Below are 17,417 nucleotides of genomic sequence, written 5' to 3'. Positions count from 1 at the left end.
ACGAATCAGGTTTTCATTTTGCAATCATCTAGTGACAGCATCAAACTTTTACAAATTACGGATACTCATCTGTTTGCTGCCGATGAGGGAAGTTTGCTAAGCGTAAAAACAGTCGATAGCTTCAATGCTGTTGTTGCTGATGTTTTACGCCGCAACGTGGCGTTTGATTACATCTTGGCGACGGGGGATATTTCCCAAGACCATAGTGCAGAATCTTATCAGCGCTTTGCCAACGGCATTGAACCGCTAGAGAAAGACTGTTTTTGGCTACCTGGTAATCATGATTACAAGCCTAATATGGGCAGTGTTTTGCCTTCGCCACAAATCAAAGCCGCAGAGCATGTATTGCTTGGCGAGCATTGGCAGTTAATTCTTTTAGACTCGCAAGTGGTTGGCGTTCCTCATGGGCGCTTGAGTGATCAGCAATTAACGCTACTCGAAGAAAAGCTAGCCGAACACCCAGAAAGACACACACTTGTTTTGTTGCATCATCACCCGTTACTGGTGGGAAGCGCGTGGCTTGATCAACATACTTTAAAAGATGCCGAAGCGTTTTGGCAGGTTGTCGAGCGTTTTGATAACGTGAAAGGCATTCTCTGTGGCCATGTTCATCAAGATATGAATGTGCTTCACAAGGGTATTCGAGTGATGGCAACACCCTCAACTTGTGTTCAGTTTAAGCCTAACTCGGATGATTTTGCCCTTGATACCACTTCGCCTGGTTGGCGGGAGCTGCAACTACACGCTTGTGGCGATATTACGACCCAAGTAGGTCGGCTTCCTGATGGCCAGTTCCAACCAGACTTCTCTTCTAACGGCTACTAACGCGCCCGAGCTCTCTGTTCGGGCTCGCTTTTTTGTGCGAGATATCTATGAGTAAACCTTCACTTCTTCTCTATATCCATGGCTTTAATAGCTCTCCACTCTCCATGAAAGCGAATGTGATGAGAGCCTACTGCGAGCAACATAGGCCTGATATTAAGGTGATTGTTCCCCAGTTACCTTGTTATCCTCAGCAAGCGGCGAAAATGTTGTTGGATATTATCGAGCAATATAAAGACGACTATAAAATTGGTCTAGTGGGCAGCTCATTAGGCGGTTTTATGTCAACGTGGCTAAATGACAAGTTTGGGTTTAAAGCGGTAGTGGTCAACCCCGCAGTCAAGCCTTATGAGTTGCTAGTAGATTATTTGGGTAAGCAAACTAACCCATATACGCATGAAACCTATACACTTGAAGCTTGTCATATTGACGAGTTAAAAGCTCTTGATGTACAAAGCATCGCGTCGCCACATTCTTTTTGGTTATTGCAACAAACAGAAGATGAGGTTTTAGACTATCGACAAGCGGTAGATAAGTTTGCAGACGCTAAGCAAACAGTAGAACAAGGCGGTGATCACAGTTTTGTAGGCTTTGAGCGTTATCCTGCACAGATTATCGAATTTCTAGAACTGTAATTCGAAAGCGATTGGAAAAGGCTCATAGTTTTTATTGATATATCCAACCGTTTCTTGACATGGGCGGTATGCTTTCCGACTATGTTTTGCCAAAAGATCTTAAGGGTCGAGGACCCTGGCTACTTTGTTATGCATCATGTTTACAAACTCTTAGTGATGTGAACAGGGTGGCTTTTTCGTTTCCTGAGTATGGGTACGCCCATTGGTGATACTCAGGCAACAAGTAAACTTTGAGAATAATTCCGTATTATGACTGAACAATATAATGCTGGTGCCATTGAAGTACTGAATGGCTTAGAGCCAGTACGTCGCCGACCAGGGATGTATACGGATACAGCGCGCCCAAACCATTTGGGCCAAGAAGTTATCGACAACAGTGTCGATGAAGCGCTAGCCGGACATGCCTCAAAAGTACAAGTCATCCTACATGCTGACCAATCACTCGAAGTGATCGATGATGGTCGAGGCATGCCTGTTGATATCCACCCAGAAGAGAAAGTATCAGGCGTAGAGCTAATTCTATGTAAGCTACATGCGGGTGGTAAGTTCTCTAACAAAAACTACCAATTCTCTGGTGGTTTGCACGGGGTAGGTATATCTGTAGTAAACGCGTTGTCAAAACGCGTTGAAGTAACAGTTCGTCGTGATGGTCAAGTGTATGAAATTGCATTTGAACACGGCGAGAAAGTGTCTGATCTGACCGTAACTGGCACATGTGGTCGTCGCAATCGCGGTACCAGCGTGCATTTCTGGCCTGATGCGAAGTACTTCGATTCGGCTAACTTCTCTGTGACGCGCTTAGTCAACAACCTGCGCGCAAAAGCGGTTTTGTGTCCGGGCTTAGAAATCACATTAACCGACAAAGTTAATGGCAAAGACTATAAGTGGTACTACGAAGATGGTTTGAAAGACTATCTTGCGGAAGGTGTAAAAGGCTATCCAGTTATTCCTGAAGAACCATTTACTGGTGAGTTCTTGGCGGATACCGAAGCGGCAAACTGGGCGGTAATTTGGCAGCCAGAAGGTGGTGAGATGATCACCGAAAGCTACGTTAACCTGATCCCAACCGCTCAAGGTGGTACGCACGTTAATGGTTTACGCCAAGGCTTGTTGGAAGCGATGCGCGAATTCTGTGAGTTCCGTAATCTATTACCTCGTGGCGTGAAGCTAACGGGTGATGACGTTTTCGACCGCTGTTCTTACGTGCTGTCGGTTAAGATTCAAGACCCGCAATTTGCAGGCCAGACCAAAGAACGTCTGTCTTCTCGTCAAACCGCGGCATTTGTCTCTGGCGTTGTAAAAGATGCGTTCAGTCTTTGGTTGAACGAAAAGCCTCAGCTCGCAGAGCAATTGGCAGAAGTCTGTATCGCTAACGCACACCGTCGTATGCGTGCAGCGAAAAAAGTCGTACGTAAGAAAGTGGCGTCCGGCCCAGCACTGCCAGGTAAGTTGACCGACTGTTCAGCACAGGACTTAAGTCGCACTGAAATCTTCTTTGTGGAGGGTGACTCTGCGGGTGGCTCGGCAAAACAGGCACGTGACCGTGAATTCCAAGCCGTGATGCCACTGCGTGGTAAGATCTTGAACACGTGGGAAGTCTCTGCCGATCAAGTTCTTGCGTCTCAAGAAGTACACGATATCTCCGTTGCTTTGGGTATTGACCCAGATAGCGACAACCTCGAGAGTCTTCGTTACGGTAAGATCTGTATCCTTGCCGATGCGGACTCGGATGGTCTTCACATCGCAACGCTGCTTTGTGCTCTATTTACTCGTCACTTCCGCGCACTAGTGGAAGCGGGCCATATCTATGTGGCGATGCCGCCTCTGTATCGAATCGACTGCGGGAAAGAAGTGTTCTACGCCCTCGATGACGATGAAAAAGATGGCATTTTAGAGCGCTTGTCGAAGAAGAAAGCCAAAATCAACGTGCAACGATTCAAAGGTCTGGGTGAGATGAACCCACTTCAGTTGCGTGAAACCACCATGGATCCGAACACGCGTCGCTTAGTGCAGTTAACCATTGACGACTCTACGGCGACCATGGAAATGATGGACATGCTGCTAGGTAAAAAGCGTGCAGATGACCGTCGTTCTTGGCTACAAAACAACGGCGACTTGGCAGAGGTGTAACGGATGTCTACAGAAATTACCTACGATGGCGTCGAACAATTGCCAATGCGCAAGTTCACTGAAGACGCTTATCTGAACTACTCGATGTACGTAATCATGGACCGCGCCTTGCCATACATTGGCGATGGCTTAAAGCCGGTTCAACGACGCATCATTTATGCGATGTCAGAGCTTGGTCTCTCTGCATCAGCAAAATACAAAAAATCTGCACGTACCGTTGGTGACGTGCTAGGTAAATACCATCCGCACGGTGATTCAGCGTGCTACGAAGCGATGGTATTGATGGCTCAGCCATTCTCTTACCGCTATCCATTAGTGGATGGTCAAGGTAACTGGGGTGCGCCAGATGATCCGAAATCATTTGCGGCAATGCGTTATACCGAAGCAAAACTGTCTAAGTTTGCTGAAGTATTGCTTGGCGAACTTGGCCAGGGCACGGTTGAATGGCAACCTAACTTTGATGGCACAATGAAAGAGCCACAAATGTTGCCAGCACGTCTGCCTCACATCCTGCTTAACGGTGTAACCGGCATTGCCGTTGGTATGGCAACAGACATCCCACCGCACAACGTTCGTGAAATCGCAGATGCGACTATTCATTTGATCGACAACCCGAAAGCAGAACTGCCGGACGTGATGCAGTATGTCAAAGGACCGGATTACCCAACAGAAGCAGAAATTATCTCGCCGCAAGCGGATATCGAGAAGATTTACCGCAACGGTCGTGGCAGCATCAAAATGCGCGCGGTTTGGCATAAAGAAGGTTCTGATATTGTTATCACTTCTTTGCCTCACCAAGTATCGGGTGCCAAACTGCTTGAGCAAATCGCTAACCAGATGCGTGCGAAGAAGCTGCCAATGGTTGACGATCTTCGTGACGAATCGGATCACGAGAACCCAACGCGTATCGTTGTGGTGCCTAAGTCAAACCGCGTCGATTGTGATTTGTTGATGAACCACTTGTTCGCATCAACGGATCTTGAGCGCAGTTACCGCGTTAACTTGAACATGATTGGTTTGGATAACCGTCCTCAAGTTAAAGGTTTGGTGCAAATTCTATCTGAGTGGATCGAGTTCCGTCGTACGACTGTGCGTCGTCGTTTACAACACCGCCTAGACAAAGTCATGGCTCGTCTACACATCTTGGAAGGTTTGTTGGTTGCTTACCTCAACCTAGATGAAGTGATTGAGATCATCCGTACTGAAGACGATCCAAAAGCGGTGCTGATGGAACGCTTTGGTATTACCGATATCCAAGCGGATGCAATTTTAGATACCAAACTTCGTCATCTAGCAAAACTAGAAGAGATGAAGATCCGTGGTGAGCAAGACGAGCTAGAGAAAGAGCGTGAGAAGCTAGAACAGCTACTCGGTTCTGAGCGTCGTCTGAACACACTACTGAAAAAAGAAATCAAAGCAGATGCAGAGAAATACGGTGATGACCGTCGCTCTCCAATGGTTGAGCGTGCAGAAGCAAAAGCGCTGACTGAACGTGACCTCGTACCAAGTGAGCCAATCACGGTTGTGCTTTCTGAGAAAGGTTGGATTCGTCACGCGAAAGGCCATGACGTGGATGCCGAAGGCTTAAACTATAAGTCGGGTGATAAGTATTTAGCGCATGCTCGAGGTAAGAGTAATCAGCCTGCGGTATTCCTAGGTAGTGACGGTCGAAGTTACTCTCTGGAATCGCACTCACTGCCTTCTGCTCGTAGTCAAGGTGAGCCGATTACCGGTCGCTTGAATATTACGGCTGGTAGCAGTATTCGCCAAGTCATCATGAGTGAAGAAGATCAGCTGTGGCTGGTGGGCTCAGATGCAGGTTACGGCTTTGTATGTAAAGGCGCGGACTTACTGTCTAAAAACCGCAGTGGTAAAGCGCTCGTCACTTTACCGGCTAACTCTGAGATAATGACGCCAAAAGAGATTGAAGATTTAGACTCTGATGAAATCTTAGCAATCACTAACCAAGGTCGCATGCTGCTGTTCCCAATCAAAGACTTGCCACAACTGGCGAAAGGTAAGGGGAATAAGATCATCAACATTCCTGCTGCTAAAGCAAAAGAGCGAGAAGAAGTACTATCTCACTTAATGTCTTTACCAAAAGGTGCATCGTTAACGCTGTACGCGGGTAAGCGAAAGTTGGGTCTTAAACCGTCTGATCTTGATAACTTCCGTGGCGAACGTGGTCGCCGAGGTGGGTTATTACCGAGAGGTTTGCAGCGAGTCACTCGCATTGAAGTTGAGCTAGATGATTCCGATACGACGGAAACACCGAGCGATAGCGAGTAACGCACAAATAAAAATCCCAGCCAATGGCTGGGATTTTTTATGCTTCTTGCTTGTCTTCGGCAATGGTGACTTTCAAGGTCATCTCTTTTCCTTTGCGAATGATACCGACGTCCACGGTGGTGCCAGGACGTAAATCGGTGACGATATCCATAACGCTCTGACGCCCTTGCACTTTATTGCCATCAATGCTGATAATGATGTCCTGCTTTTGGAAGCCTGCCGCATTGGCTGGACCATTTGGATCAATACCAAGTACGACAATACCACCTATGTGTTCATTTCCAAGTAGGCGAGCAGTGACCGCATTAATGTCTTGGCCGTCGATTCCAATATAACCACGAATCACGCGGCCATCAGCGATGATTTTCTGCATGATCTTACTCGCTAGCGGCGCAGGGATCGCAAAAGAAATACCGTAAGTTTCTAAGTCTGTCGCTTGCTGAAAAGAGGCGGTGTTAATGCCGACGAGCTCGCCTTGTGTGTTCACTAGGGCTCCACCAGAGTTACCTTCATTGATGGCGGCATCGGTTTGAATGAATGCTTGACGACCGTCGCTAATAGATGAACGACCTGTGGCAGAAATAATGCCGAACGTTGTGGTTTGTCCAAGGTTGTATGGGTTACCGATGGCTAGTACTACGTCGCCCACTTGTGGTTTGTAATTAGAGTTCAGAGGGATTACGGGCAAATTCGAACCTTCGACACGCAGCACGGCTATATCAGTACGTTTGTCTGTCCCTACGAGCTGAGCCGCTGCGGCTCTGCCGTCTTGTAATGCCACAACAATTTGATCAGCTTGAGCAACCACATGATAGTTAGTAATGATGTAGCCTTTCTCACTAACAATGACACCTGACCCCAGGCCTTGAGTCGAGAGTTTACTGCGATCATTCTCAACATACTTACGACTGTAGATGTTTACCACTGCAGGCGCTGCTCTTCGGACCGCTTGATTAAACGTCAACTCGACTGATGCGATATTAACAGGTTGAGGATCAAGCGCGGCAGGAATTACGTTGTTGCGCAAAGATGGAACCGCCAGTAATACCACTGCGGCAGTAGCCAAGCCTAAAAAGACAGAACGTAATAAAAAGCTGAGCATATCCTCTCCATGCGTGAGCGCCAAAATGGCATCGAAGATGAAGAATAGCATTACATTGAAAAATAACAAAAGGGCAGCACGTCATCGCGCTGCCCTTTTCATTAGTTATTGAGCGATAAGGAAAAGTGATCGAGCCTTATCACTCAGCATTATGCATCGAAAACCTTATTTTCTATCACTTTGAAAGTGGTTAACGAATGACAAGATAAATAGTACGTTCACCACGTTGAATATTAAGAGCCAGTACACCTTTGTGTTTCTCTACGATTGTACGAAGCTCGGCAAGGTTTTTCACTCGTTGACGGTTCACACCGATAATAATGTCACCTTGTTGTAATTGATATTGAGCAGCCGGAGAGTTATCTGCAACGCTCGATACTTTAACACCTTGGATTACATCACTTGGTGTTGTATTGCTTAATTCCGCACCTTTGAGTCCCTCATGTAATGTCTCCGCTTTAGCTTTCATATTCGTAGATTCGCCAAGCGTTACATCAAAGGTTTTATTCTTACCATCTCGAACCACACCTAATGTGATTTCTTTACCTGCGCCCAGTGTTGCCACTTTTGCGCGGAGCTCTGAGAAAGTATTAATCGCTTTGCCGTTCACCGATACAATTACGTCACCGGCTTTTAACCCTGCTTTATCGGCTGCGCTGTCCGGTACGACTTGACCAATAAAGGCCCCTTTACTCGACTCGTAACCCAATGCATCAGCTAGCTCAGAGGTTACTTCGCCACCTTGCACACCCAACATGCCGCGTTTGACTTCACCAAACTCTAGAATTTGATCAGTGAGGTTTTTCATCATGTTTGATGGAATCGCAAAGCCAATACCCACATTACCGCCGTTAGGGCCTAAAATCGCAGTATTAATACCGATCAGCTCACCATTAAGGTTGACCAATGCACCACCAGAGTTACCGCTGTTAATTGCGGCATCGGTTTGGATGAAGTTTTCGAAGTTTTCAACGTTTAAGCCACTACGACCAAGGGCTGAAACAATACCCGAAGTCACAGTTTGACCGAGTCCAAATGGGTTACCAATCGCAACCGTAAAGTCACCGACACGCAGTTTGTCGGAATCCGCGACTTTAATCTGCGTTAAGTTTTTCGCTTTCTCTAATTTAAGTAACGCAACATCGGCCATTTCATCACCGCCAACGAGCGTAGCGTCATACTCGCGCCCGTCAAAGAGGCGAACTCGAATCTCATCTGCCCCCTTGATCACATGGTAGTTAGTGACAATATGGCCTTTCTTCGCATCAATAATGACACCAGACCCTAAACCTCTGAACGGGCGCTCTCGCCTTTGTTCCATAGGAAAGTCTGGGCCAAAGAAAAATTGAAATTGCTCGGGAATGCGACTGGTTTGTACTTGTTTACCTTCTACAGCAATACTCACAACAGCTGGGGTCACCTTCTCAAGCATTGGTGCCAAGCTAGGTAACTGTTGGCCATCCACATTCAAAGGTAATGCGGCAGTGGCTTGAACTGGGGCAATAATCGACCCCAAACTCAGAGATAGAACGGTGAGCGCAAGCAGTGGTTTTTTCATCCAATAACTCCTCTTGAAACATGTCTGCCAAAAAGAAATATCCGAACGGTTAGTTCACTTTGTTAATAACTAATATAGGGTCTAGTTCGGACAATCAAAAGGGGAGGCAGTGCACATCCAAGTTAGAGCGAAGGTGAGGTGAAAAAGTTCAAAAAAGGGCCGATACAAATGTATCGGCCCTAGATAGAAGTAAGAGAGAATTATGATGCTTTTGCGGTTACCGCTTCGGGAGCATTAATGATTTCTTTCTCTTGATCCTTCAAAAGACCGGTGGCGCCATTAGCGTAGTCTTTTGGTTGTTCGTTAAACTCTGGTTGATCTTCTGCAATGGTTTCAGACGACATTGCCGTTTTCTTATCAAACGGGTTGTCTTGTTCTGGTAAGTTTGGCAAAAGCTCAGAAGAGGTCTTGGCCATATGTTGGTATAGCTTGGTGTAATCTTTACCTAGGGTGTCCAACATTTCTGCGGTTTGTGCAAAATGATCGACGAGCTCTTGACGTTGTTGCTCTAATTCAAACTTGGCCGCTTCAAGTTCTTTCTGCACAGACTTTTGTTTCTTGTATTCAGGGGTGGTTAGTCTACTAATGACTACGCCTACGATTGTACCGACCAGCAAACCCACAATGGCATAAATCCAAGGCATAACTGCTCCTTATAGTTGTTTTAACAAGTCTTTTACTACTTAGTTACACGCGGTGCTCGTCCATGTTACTATGGCTTGAACAGCCGATAAAGAAAAATAGCAGTATGTCTTCGGGGACTGATAACTACTTCTCTCTATTCTCAAAGTTGACCCCGAGGTAACCCTTTTCTCTATACCTCTATACGACTTAATACGATGACACCACTACAACAATATCAAAAAGACATAGCAGAACACGGGTTTCAGCGTGATGAAGCTCAGTATCAAGCGGTCGTTGCATTAGACAAGCTTTACCATGCTATCGTTGAATTTCAGTCAGCGCCTGTGCCTCAGCTTTCCAAATGGCAAAAGCTAATGGGGAAAAAAATCGACAAGCCTGAACCACCAAAAGGCCTTTACTTTTGGGGTGGGGTAGGTCGCGGTAAAACCTACCTTATGGACGCATTTTTTGATGCTTTACCGACCCAAAGAAAAATGCGCGTCCACTTCCATCGATTTATGTATCGAGTACATGATGAGTTGAAGCTGTTAGGTGATGTCGAAAATCCTCTATCAAAAGTGGCGGATAAATTTAAAGAAGAAGCCGATGTGGTTTGCTTTGATGAATTTTTTGTTTCCGACATTACTGATGCGATGATCCTTGCAACGCTACTTCAAGAAATGTTCAAGCGGCAGATGATCCTAGTCGCGACTTCAAACATCGAGCCGCAGAACTTATATCGTAACGGTTTGCAAAGAGCGCGCTTTTTGCCCGCGATCGATATGATTTTGGCACGTTGTGAAGTGTTGAATGTCGATAGTGGCGTTGATTATCGCTTAAGAACGTTAGAACAGGCTGAAATATACCATTACCCGCTTGATGAGCAGGCTAGCATAAACCTTAACAAATATTATCAGCAGCTGACTGGAGAGCGTCAGTTTGTTGCTCATCAAATCGAAGTTAACCACCGTCAACTAGCGGTGATTGAAGCAAGCGACGGGGTGCTGCATGCGTCGTTTGCTCAGTTGTGTCAAACTGCTCGCAGTCAAAATGACTACATTGAATTGTCTCGTATTTACCACACGGTATTACTGGCAGATGTTCAACAAATGAACCGAAAAATCGATGATGCGGCGAGACGCTTTATCGCGCTGGTCGATGAGTTTTACGAGCGCAATGTTAAGTTGATTATTTCTGCTGAAGTGCCAATGGCCGACTTATATACTGACGGGCAGTTAGAGTTCGAATTTAAGCGCTGTTTGTCTCGGCTTACTGAGATGCAAAGTCATGAGTATCTCGCGCGTGAACATTTGGCCTAGATCCAATGGGTTCTTAAAAAAGTGAAGAAAAAATTAGTGATTTGGCGCAAAAAAAGGTGATTTTTTCTTCGCTCTTCTCTATAATCCTGCGACCCACCGTTACTGCAGACCTGATTATCGAAGTTATTTCGAAATTGAAGGTCGAGAGTACCAACGACTCGAAGGGGTGATGACTGGGCTCTTAGACAGTGTGGGAGCACTATTGGGTGTTCCTTTAAAGTTTAAAATTTAATTAACGGGTTATTGTTAGCATGAAAACTTTCGTTGCTAAACCAGAAACTGTAAAACGCGACTGGTACGTTGTAGACGCTGAAGGTAAAACTCTTGGCCGTCTAGCAAGTGAAATTGCATCTCGCCTACGTGGCAAACATAAAGCTGAATACACTCCTCACGTTGACACTGGTGATTACATCATCGTTATCAACGCTGAGAAAGTTGCTGTAACTGGTAACAAAGCTAAGAACAAAGTGTACTACCGTCACTCTGAATTCCCAGGTGGTCTAAAATCTATCACTTTTGAAAAGTTGATCGATCGTAAACCTGAGATGGCTCTTGAGCTTGCAGTTAAAGGCATGCTTCCACGTGGTCCTCTAGGCCGTGCTATGTACCGTAAGCTAAAAGTTTACGCGGGCGCTGAGCACAACCATGTTGCTCAACAACCACAAGTACTAGACATCTAATTGGGGATTTCGAAAATGGCAGAGAATCAATACTACGGCACTGGCCGTCGCAAAAGCTCAGCTGCACGTGTTTTCATTAAACCAGGCAGCGGTAACATTGTAGTAAACAAGCGTAACCTTGACGAATACTTCGGTCGTCCAACAGCACGTATGGTTGTACAACAACCTCTAGAGCTAGTTGAACTAACTGAAAAGCTAGACCTTTACGTAACAGTTAAAGGCGGCGGTATTTCTGGTCAAGCTGGTGCTATCCGTCACGGTATCACTCGCGCGCTTATGGAATACGATGAGTCTCTACGTCCTGCTCTACGCGCAGCTGGCTACGTTACTCGTGACGCTCGTTGCGTTGAACGTAAGAAAGTTGGTCTACGTAAAGCACGTCGTCGTCCACAGTTCTCTAAGCGTTAATTTCCTCTTATCGGGAATTATGCTTTCAGAGTTACTCTGGAAACTGTGTACCAAAAGCTCGGCTCTATGCCGGGCTTTTTTGTATTTAAAGCAACGAACAGCCTTCACTTATCATCACACTCCGAGCAGGCCTTCTTATTCGTCCTCTTCGTCGAAAGTTTGCCAGTGCTGTTTTATATGTGTGCCTTATTTAATCGCGACTCACCACGCTTTCTCTTGCGATGCTGCATAGATGTATTCATCAGCAAGAATGTCTTTGTATCTTATTCTTCCTGTAACATGTTTTAAAATGACTTACGCTCCTTTTTGAGCATTCTGCGTGCTACAAAATTGAAAATATAAACACAGCAAGCTGAACGCGTAATACGAAATATTTCTCTGCGTAATTAACTGAAAACTACCAAGATAAAAGGTTTTATCCGCTTTCAGCGGGGCTTCTATGTGGTGCTTTCTTGTTACAAATCACATCAATTTTTTATAATTCTGCCGCTTTTGTGACGACGCGAGCGATTTGCCTCACAAATGTTACAAAAAGGTAGCTTTATCTTGTCAAAAAGTAGGGTTTTCTTTATCATTTCCCTCCAATAAATAGAACTAAATTCATTATTTGTTAGCCATGCTCTTATAAGCGGAATAATAACGATCCAAAGGGAGCAAATGGGAGAATGTTTGGATGAGCAACGCGCCTTTAAATAACGGTCGCAGGCGTTTTCTAACCGCTACAACGGCAGTTGTTGGTGGGTTAGGGGCAGTCGCCGTCGCCGTGCCTTTTATCAAATCATGGAATCCGAGTGCTAAAGCCAAAGCGGCGGGCGCACCGGTGGAAGTGGATATAAGTAAAATTGAACCAGGTCAGCTGGTTCGTGTTGAGTGGCAGGGAAAACCTGTATGGATTGTTCGCCGCACTCAAAGCGTTCTGGATAACTTAAAATCGATCGGTGATAAGCTTCGCGATCCACAATCTGAAATGGAGCAGCAGCCTGAGTACGCTCAGAATGAGTTTCGTTCGATTAAGGAAGAGTTTTTCGTCGCAGTTGGTTTCTGTACCCACTTAGGTTGTTCACCAACCTATCTACCTGACTCTTTCTCAGAGCAGGTGCAGGGCGTAAGATCTGGCTTCTTCTGTCCTTGTCATGGTTCTAAGTTCGACATGGCTGGTCGAGTGTTCCAAGGAGTACCTGCTCCGTTGAACCTTGTCGTTCCTAAGCACATGTATTTGAGCGATACCAAGCTCATTGTGGGTGTTGATGAGGGAGATGCATAATGCAAGCAATGTTAGATTGGGTTGAAAAGCGTATTCCTGCAATGAATGCTTATAAAAAGCATTTGTCTGAATACCCAATGCCTAAGAACTTCAACTTTTGGTACCTTTTCGGTTCTCTGGCGATGCTGGTTCTTGTTAACCAAATCCTAACGGGTATTTGGCTAACGATGAACTATGTTCCTTCAGGTGACGGTGCATTTGCGTCTATCGAATACATTATGCGTGATGTAGAGTACGGTTGGCTTCTGCGTTACATGCATTCCACTGGCGCGTCAGCGTTTTTCGTTGTTGTGTATCTTCACATGTTCCGTGGTTTGATCTACGGTTCATACCAAAAACCTCGTGAACTGTTGTGGATCTTCGGTATGTTGATCTTCCTAGTTCTCATGGCTGAAGCGTTCATGGGTTACCTACTTCCATGGGGTCAGATGTCATACTGGGGTGCGCAGGTAATCATTTCCCTGTTTGGTGCTATTCCTGTTATCGGTGATGACCTAACACTTTGGATTCGTGGTGACTACATCATCTCTGGTGCAACGCTAAACCGTTTCTTCGCACTACACGTTATTGCACTGCCTATCGTTTTGCTTCTTCTTGTTGTTCTGCACGTATTGGCGCTGCACGAAGTAGGCTCAAACAACCCGGATGGTATCGAAACTAAGCTGCCAAAAGGCACAATGGGCGACGATTACAAAACGCAATTCAAGTTCCACGATTACTACACGAAGAAATATGACATCATTGATTCGATTCCTTTCCATCCGTACGGCACGGTTAAGGACTTGGTCGGTGTTGCTGGTTTCTTGTTCTTCTTCTGTTACGTGCTGTTCTTTAACCCAGAAATGGGTGGGTACTTCCTTGAGCCGCCTAACTTTGAAGCTGCAAACCCACTGAAGACACCAGAGCATATTGCTCCGGTATGGTACTTCACGCCGTTCTACGCAATCTTACGCGCGGTTCCAGACAAACTATTAGGTGTTATCCTAATGGGCGCGTCAATTGCAGTGCTGTTTGTTCTACCTTGGTTGGATCGTTGTAAAGTTCGTTCATACCGTTACCGTAGCAAACTTCATCTATTGAATATTGTACAGTTCACTATCGCCTTTATCGCTCTGGGTATTTTAGGTGCGTTACCTGCGACACCAACGTACACACTACTATCTCAGATCTTTAGCTTGTGTTACTTCATGTTCTTTGTGTTGCTGTTCTTCTACAGCAAAAATGAAGCAACCAAACCATTACCAGAGAGGGTGACATTCAAATGAAGAAGTGGATTGTAATTCTATTTGCTATGTTGCCATCACTAGCGATGGCAGCTGGGGCCAATGTTCCGCTGGATAAAGCGAATGTTGACCTTACGGATAAAGCTTCGCTACAAAACGGCGCGAAGTTGTTCATGAACTACTGTTTTGCTTGTCACTCTACGCAATACCAGCGTTACGAGCGTGTAGCAACAGACTTGGAAATTCCAACAGACTTAATGAAAGAAAACCTGATTTTCAATCCTGAAGCGAAAATCGGTGATCTAATGGTCAATGCTATGCCACCGAAGCAAGCGGCAAACTGGTTTGGTGCTCCACCACCAGATCTTACGTTGGTTGCACGAGTTCGTGGTGCTGATTGGTTATACACTTACTTACGCTCTTTCTATGTTGATCCATCTCGTCCATTCGGCGTGAACAACATCGTCTTCCCGAGTGTTGGTATGCCGCATGTGCTTGAAGAGCTACAGGGCATCCCGACGCCGATTTACGCTACGAAAATCGTAGATGGCGAAGAAGTACAAGTTGTTGTTGGTACTGAAACCGATGGCACGGGTGAGCTGAGTGAAGGCGAATATGACAAAGCGGTTGGCGATCTCGTTAACTTCTTAGTTTATTCAGGTGACCCAGTGCAGCTTGAGCGTCATGCTCTAGGCTGGTGGGCAATGGGCTTCTTAGTGCTTCTAACCATCGTTGTTGTGATGCTCAAGAAAGAGTATTGGCGCGATGTGCATTAATTGTGCTAAAATACCGTGCTAATTCCCAATTTTAATTGATGTACAATGGAGGCTTAGCCTCCATTGTTTTTATTTGTAAGTGTACTGGAGGGCTCCATGGCTGTAGCTGCCAATAAACGTTCTGTGATGACTCTTTTCTCAAGTGCATCAGATTTGTATAGCCATCAGGTTCGCATTGTACTAGCTGAAAAAGGCGTAAGTGTTGAAGTTGAGCTTGTTGACGAAGCAAACCTTCCTGCTGAGCTTGTTGAGCTAAACCCATATAAATCAGTGCCAACTCTTGTTGACCGTGAGCTAGCTCTTTACGATTCAAAAATCATCATGGAGTACTTGGACGAGCGTTTCCCTCATCCACCTCTAATGCCGGTTTACCCTGTTGCTCGTGGCAACAGCCGCTTGATGATGTACCGTATCGAACGCAACTGGTATTCACTCGCTGAAAAAGTGATGAAAGGTAATGCGGAAGAATCAGAAAAAGCACGCACAAAGCTGCGTAATGATCTTCTGACGTTAGCGCCAATTTTTGCTGAATATGAGTACTTCATGAGCGAAGAATTCAGCTTGATCGATTGTTACCTAGCTCCACTATTGTGGCGTTTGCCTCAACTTGGTATCGATCTTGTTGGCCCTGGTTCAAAAGAAATCAAGGTATACATGAACCGCGTATTTGAACGTGATTCGTTCCTTGCTTCTTTGACTGAAGCTGAACGTGAAATGCGCCTAGTTCGCTAAGCGATTTAAAACACGTTATGGATATTGCAAAAATGACTGCTCGCCGCCCGTATATGCTTCGCGCATTTTACGACTGGTTAGTAGACAATGACTTGACTCCTCACTTGGTTGTGGATGCAACAATGCCAGGGGTGCGTGTCCCGGTTGAATTTATTCAAGATGGTCAAATTATTTTGAATATTGCGCCACGTGCAGTGGGTAATCTTGAGTTAGGTAATGATGCGATTACCTTCCATGCTCGCTTTAGCGGTCGTCCGCACTCAGTGATCGTGCCTGTGTATGCTGTTCAAGCTATTTATGCACGTGAGAATGGTGCTGGTACTATGTTTGAACCAGAAGAAGCGTACACTCACATCGAAGAAGAAGCGATGACCGAGGAAGAATCATCCCCATCGTTCACAACGGTTAGCGATGAGCCTTCTGAGTTAGTTTCTGATTCAGATGCCGAAGAGGACGATGCTCCTCGACCAAAAGGCAAACCAAGCTTAAGAGTGATTAAATAATAAAAAAGCAGCGTAACGCTGCTTTTTTCTTTTTAACTTGTTGAAGATGATTTCAAGCCAGACTTTGGAAATTACTCACTAATCGTAAAGACTTCGACGTTCTCTTCACTTTCTGTACTTGCCTCACTTTCTATTGTTTGTACACCGTCACTCGGTAAGTCTACTTCAACAGGCTCCATTTCGCCGTATTGGAACCCTTTAATGACTTGTTTTACGCCTGAGATATTACGCGCGATTTCTGTCGCTCGATCGCCTTGCTCTGGCGTGACATAACCAAACAGAAAAACGTCGCCATCTTCGGTGATCACTTTAACCTTAACACCATTAAGCTCAGAATCAGTAAGCAAAGCTGACTTTACTTTGGTTGTGATCCAGCTGTCATTGCTAATCTGGGTAACAGTGAGTGGCTCTTTTTGTTTGATTTGATTGTGTATGACTTTTACACCACTAACTTCTCGAGCCCTTCGCTCTAAAGCAAGGATAAGGTCTTGTGTCGGAGCTTGTCCCATAAGGACTACAGTCCCATTATATGAACTGGCAACGACACGAACTTCACCTTTAAACGGTGCTTTATTGCCGATCGCCGCAACTTCGAATTCGATGTTATTGTCCTGCCAGATTTGTTTTGTCGTGCGTGTGTCCGTGACAATATTCGCTGTGGTTGCTGCACCTGCGATAAACAAACCTGCGCAACCACTTAAACTCAATGCTGTTAATAAGATAACAAGGCTACGTATCATAATTCTGACTCTCAGTCTTGGTTACTCTTCGTGAGCAGGGAAAAGCACTTGGTCAATAAGATCACAAAGGCAATGGAGTGTTACCATATGTACTTCGTGAATACGTGCAGTGCGGTGTGATGGAATACGAATTTCGACGTCGTTCTCACCGAGCAGTCCTGCCATCTCTCCGCCATCTTTTCCTGTTAGCGCGATAATCGTCATGTCTCGAGTTACGGCTGCTTCCATCGCTTTGATAATATTTTTACTGTTACCGCTAGTCGACATGGCAAGCAAAATGTCGCCTGGTTGACCAAACGCTCGTACCTGTTTTGAGAAGATTTCCTGGTAGTGGTAATCGTTGGCCACTGCGGTTAGGGTAGTATTATCGGCGGTTAAGGCCATTGCTGGTAGGCTAGGGCGCTCAGTTTCAAAACGGTTTAAAAGACAAGAAACAAATTGTTGAGCGTTTGAAGCACTGCCGCCATTACCACAACATAAAATTTTATTGCCATTAAGCAGGCTCGACACCATCGCTTGAGCTGCATGAGTAATGGCATCAGGCAGCGCCTCTGCTGCTGCGATTTGAATTTGAATACTTTCTGTAAAGCTGTCTTTAATGCTGTCTAGCAT

17 protein-coding genes are annotated in these 17,417 nt (G+C 45.5%); 12 read left to right on the top strand and 5 right to left on the bottom strand.

Features of this window, described 5'->3' with window-relative positions:
• Window positions 1–18: 18 nt before the first annotated feature.
• The 4 genes from cpdA (at window position 19) to parC (ending at window position 5,876) form a co-directional block, all read left to right on the top strand.
• On the top strand, window positions 19–825 hold the full coding sequence (gene cpdA, locus R7E38_RS10460; protein WP_005387419.1) for a 3',5'-cyclic-AMP phosphodiesterase: 807 nt from the start codon (window positions 19–21) through the stop codon (window positions 823–825).
• A 47-nt stretch (window positions 826–872) separates the two neighbouring features.
• Complete coding sequence (yqiA, locus tag R7E38_RS10455) at window positions 873–1,457, top strand: esterase YqiA (RefSeq protein ID WP_017820245.1); 585 nt, start codon at window positions 873–875, stop codon at window positions 1,455–1,457.
• 249 nt (window positions 1,458–1,706) lie between these two features.
• A complete protein-coding gene (gene parE / locus R7E38_RS10450; RefSeq protein ID WP_005387417.1) occupies window positions 1,707–3,587 on the top strand; it encodes a DNA topoisomerase IV subunit B in 1,881 nt (626 codons plus the stop codon).
• 3 nt (window positions 3,588–3,590) lie between these two features.
• Window positions 3,591–5,876, top strand: coding sequence for a DNA topoisomerase IV subunit A (gene parC, locus R7E38_RS10445; protein ID WP_017633605.1), 2,286 nt, complete (start codon window positions 3,591–3,593; stop codon window positions 5,874–5,876).
• Window positions 5,877–5,913: 37 nt separating this feature from the next.
• Here parC and degS read toward each other — a convergent pair whose 3' ends face one another.
• The 3 genes from degS to zapG form a co-directional block, all read right to left on the bottom strand.
• Complete coding sequence (gene degS, locus R7E38_RS10440; protein ID WP_017633606.1) at window positions 5,914–6,978, bottom strand: outer membrane-stress sensor serine endopeptidase DegS; 1,065 nt, start codon at window positions 6,976–6,978, stop codon at window positions 5,914–5,916.
• Window positions 6,979–7,168: 190 nt separating this feature from the next.
• Complete coding sequence (locus R7E38_RS10435) at window positions 7,169–8,536, bottom strand: Do family serine endopeptidase (protein ID WP_025768400.1); 1,368 nt, start codon at window positions 8,534–8,536, stop codon at window positions 7,169–7,171.
• 200 nt (window positions 8,537–8,736) lie between these two features.
• A complete protein-coding gene (gene zapG, locus R7E38_RS10430) occupies window positions 8,737–9,180 on the bottom strand; it encodes a Z-ring associated protein ZapG (RefSeq protein ID WP_005379861.1) in 444 nt (147 codons plus the stop codon).
• A gap of 195 nt (window positions 9,181–9,375) precedes the next feature.
• Between zapG and zapE the strand changes: the two genes are divergently transcribed.
• The 8 genes from zapE (at window position 9,376) to sspB (ending at window position 16,065) form a co-directional block, all read left to right on the top strand.
• Complete coding sequence (zapE, locus tag R7E38_RS10425; protein WP_005387411.1) at window positions 9,376–10,479, top strand: cell division protein ZapE; 1,104 nt, start codon at window positions 9,376–9,378, stop codon at window positions 10,477–10,479.
• A 251-nt stretch (window positions 10,480–10,730) separates the two neighbouring features.
• Complete coding sequence (gene rplM, locus R7E38_RS10420; protein WP_005372872.1) at window positions 10,731–11,159, top strand: 50S ribosomal protein L13; 429 nt, start codon at window positions 10,731–10,733, stop codon at window positions 11,157–11,159.
• A gap of 15 nt (window positions 11,160–11,174) precedes the next feature.
• Window positions 11,175–11,567, top strand: coding sequence for a 30S ribosomal protein S9 (gene rpsI / locus R7E38_RS10415; RefSeq protein ID WP_005372876.1), 393 nt, complete (start codon window positions 11,175–11,177; stop codon window positions 11,565–11,567).
• A gap of 673 nt (window positions 11,568–12,240) precedes the next feature.
• Window positions 12,241–12,831 (top strand): ubiquinol-cytochrome c reductase iron-sulfur subunit, encoded by a 591-nt coding sequence (gene petA, locus R7E38_RS10410; protein WP_005372877.1) that lies wholly within the window; start codon window positions 12,241–12,243, stop codon window positions 12,829–12,831.
• Entirely contained in the window at window positions 12,831–14,096 is a 1,266-nt protein-coding gene (locus R7E38_RS10405; protein WP_226083806.1) for a cytochrome b, read from the top strand. The genes petA and R7E38_RS10405 overlap by 1 nt, the downstream gene beginning before the upstream one ends.
• Complete coding sequence (locus R7E38_RS10400; protein WP_226083808.1) at window positions 14,093–14,830, top strand: cytochrome c1; 738 nt, start codon at window positions 14,093–14,095, stop codon at window positions 14,828–14,830. The genes R7E38_RS10405 and R7E38_RS10400 overlap by 4 nt, the downstream gene beginning before the upstream one ends.
• A gap of 96 nt (window positions 14,831–14,926) precedes the next feature.
• Window positions 14,927–15,562: a stringent starvation protein SspA gene (gene sspA, locus R7E38_RS10395; protein WP_005372897.1), complete on the top strand. Its 636-nt coding sequence runs from the start codon at window positions 14,927–14,929 to the stop codon at window positions 15,560–15,562.
• A gap of 17 nt (window positions 15,563–15,579) precedes the next feature.
• The gene (gene sspB / locus R7E38_RS10390; RefSeq protein ID WP_005387408.1) at window positions 15,580–16,065 is read left to right on the top strand and encodes a ClpXP protease specificity-enhancing factor; all 486 of its coding nucleotides are present in this window, start codon (window positions 15,580–15,582) and stop codon (window positions 16,063–16,065) included.
• A 71-nt stretch (window positions 16,066–16,136) separates the two neighbouring features.
• On the opposite strand, the gene R7E38_RS10385 is transcribed toward sspB, so the two are convergent.
• Window positions 16,137–16,805, bottom strand: coding sequence for a BON domain-containing protein (locus R7E38_RS10385; protein WP_017633609.1), 669 nt, complete (start codon window positions 16,803–16,805; stop codon window positions 16,137–16,139).
• Between the two features lie 21 nt (window positions 16,806–16,826).
• Window positions 16,827–17,417: a phosphoheptose isomerase gene (locus R7E38_RS10380; protein WP_005372901.1), complete on the bottom strand. Its 591-nt coding sequence runs from the start codon at window positions 17,415–17,417 to the stop codon at window positions 16,827–16,829.

The sequence above is a fragment of the Vibrio sp. Vb2131 genome, assembly GCF_033338535.1.
Taxonomy (GTDB): Bacteria; Pseudomonadota; Gammaproteobacteria; order Enterobacterales; family Vibrionaceae; genus Vibrio; species Vibrio alginolyticus.
This window is presented reverse-complemented; position numbering and strand designations above follow the sequence as displayed.